At 63.7% G+C, this 15,304-nt stretch carries 18 protein-coding genes and 1 pseudogene; 10 read left to right on the forward strand and 9 right to left on the reverse strand.

Annotation, left to right across the window (positions count from 1 at the left end; genetic code table 11):
• Positions 1-98: 98 nt before the first annotated feature.
• A complete protein-coding gene (locus tag FV228_RS03060; protein WP_147853233.1) occupies positions 99-1,028 on the forward strand; it encodes a ribokinase in 930 nt (309 codons plus the stop codon).
• 1 nt (position 1,029) lies between these two features.
• On the opposite strand, the gene FV228_RS03065 is transcribed toward FV228_RS03060, so the two are convergent.
• Complete coding sequence (locus tag FV228_RS03065) at positions 1,030-2,280, reverse strand: hypothetical protein (RefSeq protein WP_147853234.1); 1,251 nt, start codon at positions 2,278-2,280, stop codon at positions 1,030-1,032.
• A gap of 394 nt (positions 2,281-2,674) precedes the next feature.
• Between FV228_RS03065 and FV228_RS03070 the strand changes: the two genes are divergently transcribed.
• Complete coding sequence (locus FV228_RS03070) at positions 2,675-3,349, forward strand: LysE family transporter (protein ID WP_147853235.1); 675 nt, start codon at positions 2,675-2,677, stop codon at positions 3,347-3,349.
• A gap of 332 nt (positions 3,350-3,681) precedes the next feature.
• Here FV228_RS03070 and FV228_RS03075 read toward each other — a convergent pair whose 3' ends face one another.
• Positions 3,682-4,905, reverse strand: coding sequence for an IS701 family transposase (locus FV228_RS03075; protein WP_147853236.1), 1,224 nt, complete (start codon positions 4,903-4,905; stop codon positions 3,682-3,684).
• A 75-nt stretch (positions 4,906-4,980) separates the two neighbouring features.
• Here FV228_RS03075 and msrA point away from each other — a divergent pair.
• Positions 4,981-5,499 (forward strand): annotated as a pseudogene (gene msrA / locus FV228_RS03080) (peptide-methionine (S)-S-oxide reductase MsrA).
• Between the two features lie 57 nt (positions 5,500-5,556).
• On the opposite strand, the gene FV228_RS03085 reads toward msrA, so the two are convergent.
• From FV228_RS03085 to FV228_RS03100, 4 genes are all read right to left on the reverse strand, one after another.
• Positions 5,557-5,766, reverse strand: coding sequence for a hypothetical protein (locus FV228_RS03085; protein ID WP_147853237.1), 210 nt, complete (start codon positions 5,764-5,766; stop codon positions 5,557-5,559).
• Between the two features lie 469 nt (positions 5,767-6,235).
• The gene (locus FV228_RS03090) at positions 6,236-6,868 is read right to left on the reverse strand and encodes a MucR family transcriptional regulator (protein ID WP_308447717.1); all 633 of its coding nucleotides are present in this window, start codon (positions 6,866-6,868) and stop codon (positions 6,236-6,238) included.
• Between the two features lie 50 nt (positions 6,869-6,918).
• Positions 6,919-7,098 carry a hypothetical protein gene (locus FV228_RS03095; protein WP_147853238.1) on the reverse strand — a complete coding sequence of 60 codons (180 nt, stop codon included), beginning with the start codon at positions 7,096-7,098 and terminating at the stop codon, positions 6,919-6,921.
• Positions 7,099-7,114: 16 nt separating this feature from the next.
• On the reverse strand, positions 7,115-7,747 hold the full coding sequence (locus tag FV228_RS03100; RefSeq protein WP_147853239.1) for an acyl-homoserine-lactone synthase: 633 nt from the start codon (positions 7,745-7,747) through the stop codon (positions 7,115-7,117).
• Positions 7,748-7,919: 172 nt separating this feature from the next.
• On the opposite strand from FV228_RS03100, the gene FV228_RS03105 reads away from it, so the two are divergent.
• Positions 7,920-8,651: an autoinducer binding domain-containing protein gene (locus tag FV228_RS03105; RefSeq protein ID WP_147853240.1), complete on the forward strand. Its 732-nt coding sequence runs from the start codon at positions 7,920-7,922 to the stop codon at positions 8,649-8,651.
• Positions 8,652-8,695: 44 nt separating this feature from the next.
• On the forward strand, positions 8,696-8,926 hold the full coding sequence (locus FV228_RS03110; RefSeq protein ID WP_147853241.1) for a hypothetical protein: 231 nt from the start codon (positions 8,696-8,698) through the stop codon (positions 8,924-8,926).
• 338 nt (positions 8,927-9,264) lie between these two features.
• On the opposite strand, the gene FV228_RS03115 is transcribed toward FV228_RS03110, so the two are convergent.
• Both FV228_RS03115 and FV228_RS03120 read right to left on the reverse strand, forming a co-directional pair.
• Positions 9,265-9,801 carry a hypothetical protein gene (locus FV228_RS03115; protein ID WP_147853242.1) on the reverse strand — a complete coding sequence of 179 codons (537 nt, stop codon included), beginning with the start codon at positions 9,799-9,801 and terminating at the stop codon, positions 9,265-9,267.
• A 107-nt stretch (positions 9,802-9,908) separates the two neighbouring features.
• Positions 9,909-10,193, reverse strand: a complete 285-nt coding sequence (locus FV228_RS03120; protein ID WP_187277610.1) for a lysozyme inhibitor LprI family protein — start codon at positions 10,191-10,193, stop codon at positions 9,909-9,911.
• Positions 10,194-10,461: 268 nt separating this feature from the next.
• On the opposite strand from FV228_RS03120, the gene FV228_RS03125 reads away from it, so the two are divergent.
• The 4 genes from FV228_RS03125 to FV228_RS03140 all read left to right on the forward strand — a co-directional run bounded on the left by FV228_RS03125 (position 10,462) and on the right by FV228_RS03140 (position 12,859).
• Positions 10,462-10,860: a hypothetical protein gene (locus FV228_RS03125; protein WP_147853244.1), complete on the forward strand. Its 399-nt coding sequence runs from the start codon at positions 10,462-10,464 to the stop codon at positions 10,858-10,860.
• A gap of 166 nt (positions 10,861-11,026) precedes the next feature.
• A complete protein-coding gene (locus FV228_RS03130; protein ID WP_147853245.1) occupies positions 11,027-11,725 on the forward strand; it encodes a hypothetical protein in 699 nt (232 codons plus the stop codon).
• A 197-nt stretch (positions 11,726-11,922) separates the two neighbouring features.
• Positions 11,923-12,459, forward strand: coding sequence for a glyoxalase superfamily protein (locus FV228_RS03135; protein ID WP_147853246.1), 537 nt, complete (start codon positions 11,923-11,925; stop codon positions 12,457-12,459).
• 49 nt (positions 12,460-12,508) lie between these two features.
• On the forward strand, positions 12,509-12,859 hold the full coding sequence (locus tag FV228_RS03140; protein ID WP_147853247.1) for an MmcQ/YjbR family DNA-binding protein: 351 nt from the start codon (positions 12,509-12,511) through the stop codon (positions 12,857-12,859).
• 184 nt (positions 12,860-13,043) lie between these two features.
• Here the strand turns inward: FV228_RS03140 and FV228_RS03145 are convergent, their stop codons facing one another.
• Positions 13,044-13,331, reverse strand: a complete 288-nt coding sequence (locus FV228_RS03145; RefSeq protein WP_147853248.1) for a hypothetical protein — start codon at positions 13,329-13,331, stop codon at positions 13,044-13,046.
• Between the two features lie 423 nt (positions 13,332-13,754).
• Between FV228_RS03145 and FV228_RS03150 the strand changes: the two genes are divergently transcribed.
• A complete protein-coding gene (locus FV228_RS03150) occupies positions 13,755-15,104 on the forward strand; it encodes a tetratricopeptide repeat protein (protein WP_147853249.1) in 1,350 nt (449 codons plus the stop codon).
• The last annotated feature ends 200 nt before the right edge of the window (positions 15,105-15,304 follow it).

Consider the following 15,304-nt stretch of genomic DNA (forward strand, 5'->3'; position numbering starts at 1 on the left):
GTCTGGGCTGACCTCACCGTTTATCGTCCGATTTTTAAGGCGCACGTCTGATCGACCTCCGATACAAATGCTTATATCGGATGAGCTCGGAGTGCTCCATGCGTGTCTTCGTCATTGGAAGCTTCGTGATTGCCTGCTCGGTCAAAGTCGCGCGGCTGCCGCAGGCAGGTGAGTCCCTCGATGGCTTGGCCTTCCTGGCCGAGCCCGGCGGCAAGGGCTTCAATCTCGCGATCGCCGCGCGCCGGCTCGGCGTCGCAGTGGATGGACTCTTTGCCGTCGGCACGGACGTGTTCTCCCCAGTGGCCCGCTCGACCTTCGCGCAAGTCGGGTTCTCCGAGGATATGCTGGTACCGCATGCAGGCTCGACGGGTGCCGGCGTCGCCTTCGTCGATGCAACCGGCGAGAACTGCCTAGCAGTTTGCCTCGGCGCCAATTTCGCCCTCGGTGCGGAGGACGTCCGAGCCGTCGCCGCACGTATTCGGAAGGCAAACCTCGTGGCAGCGACTTTCGAATCGCCGGACGCTCCCATCCGCGAGGCCTTCGCCCTGGCTCGAACGCTGGGCCTCCGCACTCTGCTGAACCCCTCACCGGTGCGCCCCATCGACCCGGCGATCTTAGCCGACACTAGTATCCTCATCGTCAATGCGGTTGAGGCCGCGGACCTGGGCCTTGGAACTCCCGACGCCATCGCCCACGCCCCAGCCGCGACACCGGCTATTGCCGCCCTGCTCCACGGCGGCCTAGACCTCTTGGTAGTGACCCTCGGAGATCGCGGCGCGATGGCGTTTCGCCCTGGGCTGCAGCCCCTACGCCAGTTGGCCTTCGCGGTGGCGGCAGTGGATACGGTCGGGGCGGGGGATGCATTCACGGCCGGGCTAATGGCGGGCCTGCTCGCAGAAGTACCGCTCGACGCGACCCTGCGCCAGGCCGCGGCTTGCGGTGCGCTCACCACCTGCCAGTTCGGTGCCTTCGACGCTTTTCCGACCGCGCACGCGTTGGCCACCTTTCTGGACAACGCCGCACGATAACTCACGTCGCACCAAAACAATGTGCCGTCTGACCGCTAAACATCGAGAGTGAGGCGACGATGCTCAGCAATTCCGCCTGCCGCTTGGTCCCGGTTTTGTTGAAGATCGAGGTGAGCTGAGTGCGAACAGTGCTTGTCTGGACGCCGACGCTCTCGGCGTAGCTCTGCAGGCGTAAGCCCCCGGCCAGCGCCTGGAGCAGGCGTGTCTCAGCTGGGGTGAGGTCGAACAGCAGGTTGAGGAGGCCGTCGTCCGGAGCTGCCCGCGCGCCAACGTGCACAAGGATGACTAGTACCGCCGAAGCACCGAAGACGTCGCCGGGGTGCCGTTCTAAGCGCATGACATGAGCGATTTGAGGGCGGTCGTCAGCATAGCTGCGTACCGGCATAGTCTGTGCCGTGTGTTGGCCATTGATGACCCTGTCGATCGCGTTCTGCAGCAGTTTGCCGTTGATCACGCTCTTGAATAGGAAGCCGCCGTGCTGGCCCGGGGGCAGGACCTCCGCCCGCTCCTGCAGACGGGCATTTATGGTGAGCACCCGCCCCGAGGCCGATAGGACCGCAGCGGGAACCCCGATCTGATTGAGCATCATGGTGGTGACGCGAGTGCGTTCGCAACCGAACTGGGCGCTGAGCTGGCAAGCGCGCACAAAATGGGGACGCAGAGCATCGAGCTTATGTAGGATGGCGGCCTCATGGGGACCGGTTTGGGCACGGCGTTCGGCGGTGACGATCGCGACATCGCCGGTAGGCAGGGGAATCGTTGTCCCCACTTGCCAAAACGTCTTGTCGACTTCGCTGGGCCGACCGTCATAGGAGCCCGGTACGAGGTCGACGTCGCGCATGAAGCCGGCATGGGCCTGGACGCGCCATTGTGCCGTGCGCCCGCTGCCACCCCAGGAGGCCGCGGCCGTGTGCTCACGTAGTCGCTGCTCGAATGCTGGCGAGGCAATCCAGCGGGGCATTCCGACGGGGGGCAGCACCATGAGCACAGCGCCATCCGAATTCGCCGTATCACCGAGAGTCTGGAGGACGTCTGGCCAGAGCTCCGGGGTGCCCGCAGCCTCGTAGATCCGGTCGATAAGAGCTTCCCGCACCGGCACGCCCCACGATGGTCTGAGTGATCGCAGTAAGACCAATATCAGTCCAAAACTGACAGCGGTATCCTTCAAACAGATGATGCTTTTGGTGAGGGACGGTGCGCCGAGCACGTTTTCAGTAAGCCCGCCGTCCGGACGCACCAGCGGGCGCGGCAACGCGACCTCCGCAAACTAAGGCGAGACTGTGTAAGCACCTGAGGAAACTCTGCTTTCTTGCACGGGTGGGACGTAGGCCGCAAGCTTATCGCGGTACAGGCAGTGTTATCCGCCAGACGGCGGATGATCAGTTTTCAGCCATCCTTAAATTGTCGGCACACGGGAGGAGCAACCATGAAAACAGTTGCCGCAAGCCTGATTGTTGTCTTGTCCTGCACCGGGGCCTGGGCCGACGATTTGAACGACCTACCAGAGCTCGCCTGCGCGCAAGCTTCCTCGGCCGTAGAGCGCGCGCAGATTGGGTGCCCAGACGCGAACAACGCGGCGGCTGAACCCCGGGGGGCCGCTTCGCCTCTCGACCGCGCGGAAGACGACTAAGCGCATTCCCGGCGTCATGGGCGTCATCGCCACGGCCCTATTCGCGGGGGCGAGCCTTGGCCTGTCCATCGCCGCGCCGATCGGACCCACGAGCTTACTTTGCATCCAGCGCACATTGTCAGGGGGCCTGCCCGCTGGCCTTGCCACCGGGCTCGGCGTCGCCACCGTGCATCTGACATACGGGACTTTGATGGCGCGCTGGAGCAACGACTTGGCCGCGGCGTTTTCGAACGGGGCCGTGCTCTCCCTAGTTTCGGGAGCGGTGCTACTCGCCCTCGCGGTCCGAATTCTTCGCCGCGGGTCGGTGTTGCGCATGAACAGCGAGCGCCGACACACCCTGGCCGCGAGCTACGGCAGTGCCATCGCGCTAGCCCTTGCGAATCCAGTCACCCCCGTGCTGTTCCTGGCCGCAACACCGGCCCTGCTCGAGCACGGGACCGCGCCACTATCGGTACTGGCGGCCGGCGTTTTCCTGGGCTCGTTCGGCTGGTGGGTTGTGTTCAACACAGCCGTGTCGATGTTCCGGCGCTGTGTCACCAGTCATGTTCTGAACCAGCTGAACATGGCCGCCGGCCTCCTCCTCGCCGTACTAGCATTGAGCCTAATAGTTCGGGGATTAGACCAAAGTACGGTAGCCCATTTGGATGGCACCGGTGAGGGCATGAACTCGGGACAATTGGTCGGACTCTAAGATAGTTCTGAGCCGCCGCGTGGGACAGACTGGCCCATCTCAACGACATCACCACTGGCCATGCGATCCTCCGCGAGTCCCCCGGGGTGAGTCGTTGAATGCACCCTAGCATTACAGTTGCGTTTTTTGGCTTTTCCGTCGTCGGCGTGTTTTGCTGGGCTTACGGCGGTGACGCCCTTTGGCGTCTGACGCTCGGCGTTTGAGATGAGCGTTTCGGGCAGCCGCCTGATGCGCGCGTCGCCAGAGCGACCACGCGATGACGTGGGCGGGCTGGATGCGCCGCTGCGCCAGCCGTACGGCGAGGCGGCGGATCTCCTGGACCGACCAGCGGATCAGTGAGCGCGCAGCCTCGGGGGGCGTGATCTCGTCCTGGCTCGTCTTTTTGGGGGCGGCGCGTTGGCGTGATGGCGGATCACCGCCAGCAGGGCGAAGGCCATCATCACCAGGCTGACGTGCCGGTGCCAGCCGTGCCAGGAGCGGGTCTCGTTGTGAGCGAGCCCAAGCTCGGTCTTGGCGGTCTCGAACGCGTCCTGGATCGTCCAGCGCTGGCCCTCGACCGCCACCAGGGTCGCGATCTGCGTGCCGGCCGGGCACCAGGTCGTGAAGTATGCCCGCTCGCCATCGCTCAGGCTGCGGCGGATCAGGAGCCCGCGCGTCCACACGCTGGTTTGGTCGTCGTCGGCGCCAGCGAGGTCGGCCAACTCGCAATAGGCCCAGTCGTACAGTCGTGCGCCCTTGGTCCCCTCTCCCGCCGACAGGCGCGCCCAGGCCGACGGAACGAGGCTGTTGGCGATCACCTCGGCGGTGCCGGCCACAGGCGGCTTGCCGACCCAGGAATTGAACCTGTGATCGGTCTTGACCCCGAGCACGTAGCCCTTGCCCGCGCGGCGTAGCGCCATCTCGATGTCGCCGACCCCGTAGACGGTGTCGGCCGCCACCCAGGAGAACGGCACGCCGGCGGCGATCGCCCGCTCGATCATCGCCAGAGCCAATCCCGGCTTGGTCGAAAAGCTCGTGCCCTCCGGCACGTGGGCGGCGGCTAATCGGGCCGGATCCGAGGTCCAGGTCTTGGGCAGGTACAAGGCCCGATCGATGAACGCATGACCGTGCCGCGAGGCGTAGGCCGCGAACACGCCGATCTGACAGTTCGTGATCTTGCCGGCCGAGCCGGTGTACTGGCGATGCACGCCGCACGAGGCTTTACCCTGCTTGAGAAAGCCGGTCTCGTCGAGAACCAGAACCGCGTCCGGGTCAGCCAGGGTCTCCAGGGCATAGTCCCGCACCACGTCGCGCAGGGCATCCGCATCCCAGCGTCCGCGCCCGAGCACCGCTTGCTGACGCCAGGGCCCGGGATCGCCCGCGGCTTCCGCCCGCATCCAACCCGTCTTGCGCCGCTCCGCGCCGAGCAGCCCGTCCAGGAATGCCCCGGCCGAGGCCGCGACCCGCTCCTGCGTAAACAGCGGGCGCAAGCGTCCCTTCACCTCTCGCAGCGACGAGGCCCACAACTCCAGCGTCGCCTCGATCGAGGTCCCCGATGTCCATGATGCGCGAATCATGGTGACGCAGAGAGTCAGAACCTCGTCGAAAATGCAACTGTAATGCTAAGGCTGGAGGAGCTTACGGAGGACGACATGGGTAGTGAGAGAGCGGTGCTGGCAGGGGGATGCTTCTGGGGCATGCAAGATCTGATCCGGCGTCAGGAAGGTGTGATGTCGACCCGGGTCGGCTACACCGGCGGGGACGTGGCGAACGCTACTTACCGCAACCACGGCACTCACGCGGAAGCCATCGAAATCGTCTAGGACCCGACACGGACGACTTTCCGGCGCGTGCTGGAGTTCTTTTTCCAGATCCACGACCCCACCACCCCGAACCGCCAAGGCAACGACTGGGGCCTAAGCTACCGTTCGGCGATCTACTACACCGACGACGACCAGCGTCGGGTTGCGGAGGACACCATCGCCGACGTCGACGCATCCGGCCTGTGGCCCGGGAAGGCCGTGACCGAGGTGGCGCCCGCCGAAGACTTCTGGGAGGCCGAGCCAGAACACCAGGATTACCTGGAGCGGCGGCCCAATGGGTACACCTGCCACTTCGTCAGACCGAACTGGGTCCTTCCCGTAAGATCTGCGGTCGCGCAGAACGCCTGATTGCGCCTAAAGGCGTTGGCGCCTCTGAGCGTCAACGCCTCAACGATGGGGTCGCGATTATCGTAAGGTCGCGGATTCCCCGTTCTCGAGACGCCTGTCCTCGCCATCGGGACCGCCCCGCGCGACGTGGTCGTTTAGGCGGCCCAGGTGCTCGAAGACGTGTTCGAACGCTGCGGTGACAGCCTTCTCGAATGAACCGTCGCCCTTGCCTTGGGCGTCCTTGAGGGCGCCAAGCAGAGCGCGATGCTTCTCGGTATCGGCAGACATGCGTTTCTCCCAGCCGGCGACTGTACCGACTCGGTGAGCCAAGCTCCTTCTTCGGTGCCGGTTCCTGAAGGGTGATGCCGGCTCCGACCTCAGGGCGCCGTTCACCACCGGTCATGCGAAGAGCGGGCTTGGCAAACAGCCAGCTGCTTTCCGGGATGGAGGACCTGACCGGATAGCCCGTGCCGAAATCGTTCGACCCCAGCATCAAGCATCTGATCGTCGCAACCTAACCGCTAGAGAAAAGACTGCTTCCCACCAACTGAGAGAAAAACTACGCGGTGCTTTACCACCCGTAGCGCCGTAGACCTCACCGTTGACGTGGCTCCCCCCTTAAAAGTAGCCCTCCCTGAGGTATGGCTTTGAGCCATGCCGAGGTTGACCCCGTTTGTGATCAACGGCCTATGCAAGTTCTCGGGCTATCGGATGCCCCTCCGGATCTTGGTTCGGGCGAAAGGTGAGCCTCCGGGTCTCATTCTGCGGCTTGTTGTGGGTGCCGAACACTCCGTGCCCCCGGTACCCCAAGACCGATCGCCTTTGCGATCGCCGAGCGTTGCTCGGCGTAGCTGGGGGCCACAGTCGGGTAGTCGCTGGGCAGGCGGTAGCGGGCACGGTACGTCTCAGGCGTAAGGCCGTGGGCGGTGAGATGTCGCTTTAGGGTCCGGTACAAACGTCCGTCGATAAAGCTCATGATGTGGTCATTCTGGACCGATCTGCGGATCTGAGCAGGAGTCGGGACTTCAGTGGTTGCGATGGCTGAATGGAGTTCGTCTGATGGCTGCTCCAGGTTGCAGAGTGCCCAATGAATGGACTCGAACAAACCTGGCAGATCAGCGGCTGCGATGTGATTGTTGGTGACATAGGCGGCCGTGATCTCAGCTGCCAGCTCAAGGCATGAGTGTGGCAGTAATTCTTGAGAAGACATTTTAGTCATTGAAGCTTTCCTCACATGGCCCCCTGCCACCGGCAAAAGCATAAGACTGATGCCACTTGCTGGGCTTTCGTAGCGCCGGTAGATATTTTCAGAAATAAGTGCCCTGTCGCTGGATTTTTGACGGATTCCAGCGACAGGAAGATGATGTTGATAGGCAAAGCAAGCTGCCAATTGTCGTGAATTTTAGGTCCTGTTACCTGGGGATTTTTTCAAAGCGATCGTCATTTTAGCTTGGAAAGGAGAAATCCAAGTTCGATCAGTACGACGTCAACAAGTTCGCGTAGCTTCGGGTCAATAAGTTCGTTAACGGTTTGTCGAAGATCCAGGGCTTGCTCGGCGGCGCGCCTTATGAGCTCACCCCCGTCATCGACATGGCTGCCATTGGCCAGCGCGTTGCTCATGACATGGTGGCCTTCTTCAGCTTGCCAGCCGGGCAGCGACCCGGCTTTCTGGCGCCAAGACCGAGTCCGTGCTTCCGCGCATCTTTTGCAGCTGTCGGAGGCTGCGGCCGTCGAAACCTGCATTGACCGCGACGATCTCGACGTCATCGATCATCTGCGGAAGCCCAAGTGGTAGGGCATGGATATGCAACTGAAGCAGCCGTAGAAGCCAACTCGTCGGCATTTCGGAGACGAAGCCTTTCAGGCCTCGAGGCAACCCCCACTCGACGATGCCTGTGAGAATGGCCAGGGCTGTTGGATTAAGCCGACGGCCCGAGGTGCGAGCGGAACCGGCGACGCCGATCCGACTCCATTCGACGATATGCGGTGAGGAGGGTGGCACGCCTTCGCAAAGCTGAGGCAAATGCGTGGAGAGAACGTAGGGGCGTGCGGTTGGAAGAAGCCTGGAGTATCCCACAACCTCATTGTCGTCGACTGCGAGAAGATGGACGGCGTGCTCGTCGTCAAACTCGTCGATCTCACGCTTGTCATCGCGCGCGATTGCTGCCCAGCCCATCTCCTCCACGAAAATCCTATGCCGCAGGCGCCACGCTTGCTCCATTAGGTCTCGGTTATGATCGATATTCGCGGCAGTGATGACTTGAATCATGAAACACCTCCGTGCTTGGTGTGCCCGCCCGACAAGGCGCGCGACACCACGCGAACGCGTGGTGTCCGCCCGTTTGTTGCGCGGTGTGGGCTATTTCCGGAGATGAGGTCTCGGTGCTATCGTCAGTTGAACCGCGGCTCGAAGCTTTCGAGAGCAGACGATTGGACCTGTCGTGAGCCGAAAATCACTCGATCACACGCTCAAGTTGCTCAAAGAGCTTGACCGAGCTGTCAGCGTTCCCGAGGTGGTTTCAACGGTACACCGCCAACTCGCGGGTTTTGGGATCGACGCGATCATCGCCGGGCTTCTCCCTACATCTTCCGCCCTGACCGGCTTCAACCGGCAGTTCCTGGTGATGGAAAGCGTTCCCGACGAGTGGCGGCAACGGTACCTGCATCGGCGCTACGCCGCACACGATCCGATCGTCGTTCAAACCCTGCACAGGCAGACGGGATTTGGCTGGCGCGACCCCGCACTTCCGTCGCCGACGTCGGAGACCGCTGTTCAAATCATGAACGAGGCGGCCGAGTTCGGCCTTAGCGACGGCTACACGGTCCCCCTGACGACCGTCGAGGGTGAGATCGGCGGGATGAGCTTTGCGGGCCGCCGGCTCGAGATAGCCCCTGAGCATCGCGGAATGCTGACGCTTGTCGCGAGCTACGCCTTCGGTCACGGCCTGCTTGTGCGCGGTCAGCCAATCGAACAATCCGCCGGCCTTTCACCGCGCGAGCGTGAGACCCTTCAGTGGACCGCTGAAGGAAAAACCGACTGGGAAATCGGCGAGATCATGGGCATCTCGGAACACGGGGTCGACTCACACCTGCGCGGGGTGCGCACGAAACTTCGAACACGCAATCGGGCGCAGTCTGTTGCCGAAGGTTTCCGGCTCGGTTTGATCGTCTAGGTACGGGGCATCCCGCATCGGCCGACAGAGAATTCGAGTAGCCCTTGGCGCACGACGAGCGAGACGATCATCTTCTGCGATTGATTGCGGCAGCCCTCAGCGTACCTGTGCAAGCGTTTGCGACTGAAATTGCTGTCGAACTGGACAAGGCCGGTGATCTGCACGGCACATACCTGCTCGCCAGGTTGATCCGGGCTTTCCGCGCACTTCCGAACGACGATGAGCGGCTCGAGGCGCTCCGCATAATCGAAGAACGAACAAACCGGACGTCTTGACGCAGGCCGCACATCACACGCCGATAATAGATGGTTCCGGGCGCCAACGTCTGGGCGGCCACGAACGACAGGATCTGGCCGAAAGCCGCATGTCCGCTTCTGAGGCGGTCCGGCGCAAAAGCAGACGATCTCCTTGCGACCTGAGCCAGATGTAGAACGAGTTCAGAGCTCTTTTCATAAGCGGACGTGCCGGGCGCAGGCGGACGGACGCTCAGCGAACCCGCCCCGCCTTGATGAGCGTCCGCGCTGGTGCGTCTTCCATCATCGACCGCCTGTCAGCCGATGATTTTGTCAGGGGTCGCGAGCGCAATGGCGACCGGCGGCCGGTCGCTGTCCTGTCAAGGCAGGCGACGGTAGACGCCGGCGAATACCGTGCCGCCGGGCAGTTCGCAGGTGCCGGATTGGGTGACCTCCCAACGGTCCGCATTCAGCGGCGCAAAGGCCAGCCTGCAGGGGCCATCGGAGTAGGTGGCGTGCCCTTCCCGGAGGTCCAACAAGGCGTCAGTCCCGATGGCGAACACATCGCCCGCCTCCTCGCCGCCGGCCCCGATGTACGTCGAAGAAAGGGACACGCTGGCGAAGCCGTGGACCGGCCCCACGACGTTGAGGGTCGCGTGGTTGCCCTTGGGCTCCTCGCTGAAGAAGTCCGTGCCGACGATGGTCCCTCCCTCGGACCGTTGTAGTTCGGCGTTCCGCCTGTCGTAGGCCTCGGCCAGGCAGACTGAGGCGTTGCAGATCTGAGCGGTCCTCAGCCACTTTCGCTGCCGCGCCTCGACCCCATCGCGCTTGCCGGCCTTCAGGGCGGCCGCGTAAAGCCTCGCCATGATCTCGTCCCGGGCACCGAGGGCGGCATCCCCGCAGACGAGGCGCTCCATTCCAGTCGACGCCTTGGCGCAGTCAAAGCTTGCCGCTTAGGCAGCCGGCGCCACGATAGCGAATGCCGCGGATGCCCCGAGGTAGGTCGCCGAGTGCCGCAGGACGCTTACCGCTCGCATGACATGTCCCCGCCCGGGCAAGCCAACTGGTCCGTCAGGTCGCGGGTCCGGCGCTCGGTCATGGCGGTCTCGCATTCCTCGATGAGCATGGGCATGATCGAGCCGTTCCTATCGGGGTGCTCAGCGTCGTAGCCGGTCTCAAGCTGGCATTCGAGGTCGCGGAAGCGCCGCCATGCCTTTTGCGCAGGGTCGAGGTTGCGCCGCCCGTTCGGATCGAGCTTGGCCTGCAGGGCATCCTGTGCCTTCGCGAGGCCGACCTCGGCATCGTCCAACTGCGCTTGGCGCATAGCGTCCCCTCGATCTGGTTCGGGGCGTCCGCGCAGAGCGTCGGCACCTCCGCCGCCGCCGCCGTCGACCAGAGCATCAGGACAGCGAGGCATGCCTGCTTCATTGCGAGGCTCCTTGCGGACAGAACCATCATCGCGGCCGTGCCCGAGACTTTGCCGGTGGTAACATGGCGGGCTAACGTCGCCTAAGAACACACCTTGGGAGGCTACGACGCCGAACCGAGCCACGACAGACCAACGCCGAGACCCGGTCGTGCGGGTGCTCGGCGGCTACCTCGCCGCCGTGGCGGCGGCGATAACCGTCTTGATGCTGGCGGGAGCGTCCGCCGCGCTGGTCGAGCCTTCACCCCCAATCTTCGCCGAGTTAGTCTTCCCATCCGACTGGGGCTCGGTCGCAATCACTTTCGTCATGGCCACGTTGTTCGTGACGGTCTTCGCGATGCCGGGCTTCCTCTTGTGCCTGGCCGTCTCGGTCCGGTTGGGCCTGCGCCACCCGGCCATCCACATGGCCTGCGGTTCCGCCATCGGTCTCGTCCTGGGGCGCCTGTTGCCCGTCACGGTCGATCACCTGGTGCAAGCCGCGGTCGCCGGGGCGGTGGGCGGCGCGGTCTACTGGCAGCTCGCCGTCAGAGGCGTTGCCGGTCGACGTTGAATGAGCTGGCCGGCAGGTCGGGCGATGGCGACAGGCCGGATCATTTCACCGTGAGCCCCAGCTGGCGGAGACCGTCGCTAGGCTGGCGCGACAGATGGCGCTGCGACATGATCGACACCTGTGCCTTCCGGCAGTCCTTGCTGCCCGCAACGGGGGAGAGGAACCGATGAAGAGAATCATCGCTCTGCTCGTCATGGTGGGAGCCGCCGCGACCGCGGCCCTCCATTTTACCTACCCGGCCGCAGCCGCCGCGGGTTGCCCGTCCTGCTACGGCTTCACCGACCTGGGCGACGGCGTTTACGTCGAGGGTGACATGTCCCCGGACCGTCGCGCCGCTGCCAAGGCGACAATCGAGACGGCCCGCGCCCGGGTACGCGGGTTCTACGGCGACCTGCGGTCGTCCCCCCGCGTGCTGCTCTGCGCGACCGAGGCCTGTTACCGGCCCCTCGGCGGCGGTTCGCGCGACGTCACCCTGCTCGACCGAGCGCTGATCCTGTCACCCCGGGGGGCCGATACCGTTATCGCGGCCCATGAACTGGCTCACGCCGAACTCCATAGGCGGATCGGCCTTAGGGCAACGCTCGCGCGCACCGTGCCGCAATGGTTCGACGAGGGGCTTGCCGTGGTTGTGTCCGACGATCCACGCTACCTCGCACCAGGCGCGGAGCGCTGTCTTGTGGAACCAGGCGGCGACCTGCCGACCGCGCGTGCGGCCTGGATAGAGACAGCAGAGAGCGCGGGCCTCTACGCCAGGGCCGCCTGCAAAGTCAGCCGGTGGCTCGACGCACACGGTGGCGCAGCGGGCATCCTGCGCCTCGCGGCGAGCGGGTCCTTCGAGGAGATCACCGCTAGCACGGGGTCGTAGTCTGCCGAGAGCGGGCGGCCGTCTTGGCGTTCGAACCGACCTCGGGGTAGCCTGGCGCCGGGCCGATGCTGCCTGCCGCTCGCCCCGGGAACGGGATGGTGAATGCATCGCGGACGACCACCCCCACCGGATCCCTGACCGGCGACGGGTCGGCAATGCGGGCACCGACAGACCGACGCCGGCTTGGGGAGAGTACCATGACGACCGTCGACCAGGCGAAGGCTATGGCCAAGCGGCTGCGCGCCGCGCTGTCCGCCCGGGACCTCGCCGTCTCGCACGCGACCACCCTCGAACTCGTCGCCGCCAGCCTCGGGCACGACGACTGGAACACCGCTTCCGCCGCCCTCGACCGCCCTGCGGAGAACGTGCCACGATTCCTGGAGGCGGTGCCGATCTTACGTATCTTCGACGAGGCCAAAGCGCGCGAGTTCTACTGCGGGTTCCTCGGCTTCGAGACTGGGTTCGAGCACCGTTTCGAGCCAAGTCTGCCCCTCTACATGGAGGTCGCCCGCGCCGGCTTACGGCTGCACCTGTCCGAGCACCATGGCGATGCCAGCCCTGGCTCGACGGTGTTCGTGCCAATGCGGGGTGTCCATGCCTATCACCGCCAACTGACCGACAAGCGCTACGGCTATGCTCAGCCGGGCATCGAGCAGGCACCCTGGGGCGACGTGCTGGAGGTGGCGGACCCGTTCGGGAACCGGCTGCGCTTCTGCGAGCGCCGCGCCGGGTGACTGGAGAACCGGTCGCTTCGATCAGTCACTGACTGAAAGAAGGGCAGCGATGGGCGTCGACATCGAACACGTGAAGACGCTCATCGCGACGCTTGAGGCGGTAACCTCTGGCCCACACTTCCACAGGACCGCCTTCCGGACGCCGCGCAAGTCATTCGCGACGCTGGATGAGGCCGCCCTCGACATCAACCTGATGTTCGACCCGGATCATCGCGATTTTTTCTGCGAGCAGGTGCCAGAGGCTTTCAGCCCGGTACCCGGCGGATGGGGGCGGATGGGGGCGACCAGATGCGATCTCTCTGCCGTCGATGAGGCGACCCTGCGCTCGGCTCTCGCAGCCGCCCATCGTCTGGCTGCCCCGAAGCCGCGGACGCGGCGCCGACGGGATGGCGGCGCGTGACGCCGTTGTCTCATCCCCGGAGGCCTTGGACGATATCATCCGTTGGGCAAACGCGAACTTGCAGGGGAAGAATGGTCCTGATGACATCGAAAGGAGCGTCAGATCGCAGCTCCCGTTGTCACTGGCGATGGTCAGGCAATCATGCCCCCCATCAACCAGCATTTCGGACCCGCCACGGTCAGCATCACGAATGATCGTAAAATCCCCATTCTCGTAGAAACTCGTAATAGCGCCTCTGCTCCGGCGTGAGCGGCGGAGCAAACACGGCATCCCGCCACATCATGACGCCGAAGCCGCTGATCATGATCCCACCGAACAGGCCGCCCCACCACAGGCTGTTGGTCGCCCAGGCATCATCGGTAAGCATCAGGAAGGTTCCGCTAACGAGCGTCCCCGTTGCTCCTACCGAAAGAAACCTTCGCCCCATCTTGCGGAGCTCATGACGGTTCTCGGGTAAATCCGGGTCGCACATGACGGAAGCCCTCCAGCTATCCGACTATGACTGCCGCTACGTCGCGGCACCTCAACGACAATCGAGATGGCTTTTTGAGACACGCCCAACGTCTTGTCTCACGCCAGATAGACTAGAGCCTCTGGAACTGAACGCCGCAAACCGTGCCAAATTACCTGACGACCGAAAGTCCGCCTTCAATTTTTACCTCCTCAGAAGCAGACCGGCACGAATCCACCCGCCCCGGTCATAGAGTGAACGGACGGCTCCCGACCCAATCCTGACAAAATAGCGGGCCTGCTACAAATCTGGAAGCGAACGTGTGTCTATAGACGACCATGGAATTATTTCCTCAAATTTGCACTTGGTGGTGAGGCAAGAACTTGAAACCGGGACGCTTGTCGCCAGCTGTTGTTTGGTTGCGAACTTGATGTGGGAACCCCGATGAACCTAGGTAGGTGCGTCTTCCTCGTTGGTGCGCTGTGGGTCAGCGCTCCAGCCGGTGCGAGCGCAAGTGACACCAGTCTTCGAGACGGCCAGATCGCGTTTGCTATGGGAAATTACACCGCGGCGATCGCGGCCCTCAACGAGGCGATCCATTCCTCCCCTGATGATCCGGTGGCCTACCATGCCCGGGGTGTAGCCTACCTAAGGGCGAACGACCCCTCCCGGGCACGCGACGATTTTGATGCCGTGATCCGGCTTCGTCCTGCGGATGCGTCGGCGTTCACCAACCGCAGCACCGCTTACCTACAGCTGCAGCAACTCGACGCGGCGATCAGCGACGCGAGCGAAGCCATACGGTTGCGACCAGGCGAAGCCGCTGTCGCCTACGCTAACCGCGCCGCAGCCTTCTACAGGCAGAAGCGTAACGACGAAGCGGCGGCGGATTACGAACGCGCGCTGGCGATCAATCCCCGCTTTGCGGACGCGCATTGGGGACGCGGTCTACTGTATGCCCGTGCGGGCGATCCAAGGCGGGCCATCGCTGCCTACGATGCCGCCTTGTTCTATAACTCTGGCGTCGCGCGATATCTGAACTCTCGCGGCAACGCCTATCGTGTCGAGGGCAACCTTGAACAGGCGCGGATGGATTTCGATGCAGCCATCGCGGCCGAGCCGTCGAACGCGATGTACCATCTCAATCGCGCCTCTGCGTCCGCCGGCAGCGACAACACGAAAGCACTCTCCGAAACGGACGAGGCGATCCGGCTGAACCCCTCCTATTCCAATGCGCTTCGCTATCGTGGAGCGCTCAAGCTTGCGCTCGGCCAGCTCGATGCGGCCATCGTCGATTTCGACGCGGCCCTCCACAAGGACCCTGCCAACGCTCAAGCCTACCTCGAACGCGGCGAGGCGCGCTACCGTAAGCACGATCTTGATCTCGCCCTTGCCGACTTCGATGCCGCCATAACCCGCGCACCAAGTCTTCCACGCGCTCACCTGGGTCGAAGCGCATGCCTTCTGGACCAAGGCAACCCAACGGATGCCCTGGCTGCCGCGGACGTTGCCATCAAGCTGAAAGGGGACGATGCAGGCGCGTTCAACCTGCGCGGTATCATCTACGAGCGAGCAGGCAACCTTGGCGCAGCTTTGTCGGACCTCAGTGAAGCGGTCAGGCTCAGTCCGACATTCGCGACCGCTTTCGTGAATCGGAGCCGGGTTCTCGCTACTCTGGGCGACAAGCTTCAAGCCGCGTCCGACCGTGCCGAGGCCCGCCGTCTCGGCGCCGACCCTCCCATCGATCCCAATACGATGCGCCGTTTGCAAAACACGGCGACTCCCCACGATTGAACCGGTACGCGTGGGTGCCTCCGCCTCCTCGAAGCAGAGCCATAAGGGAGTTCGGCTAGGCACGGGACACCATCAGGGCGATCGCTTGAAGGGGATCAGGCGGTCTGAGTGACGATGGCTCTGAGGTAGTCGTGGTTCCAAGCGGCGGCTTTTCTGCGGGTCTTGAGGCTGTCCGTGTCGGATGCGGTGCGGATGAGGTT

It is taken from the genome of Methylobacterium sp. WL18 (assembly GCF_008040015.1).
GTDB classification, from domain to species: domain Bacteria; phylum Pseudomonadota; class Alphaproteobacteria; order Rhizobiales; family Beijerinckiaceae; genus Methylobacterium; species Methylobacterium mesophilicum.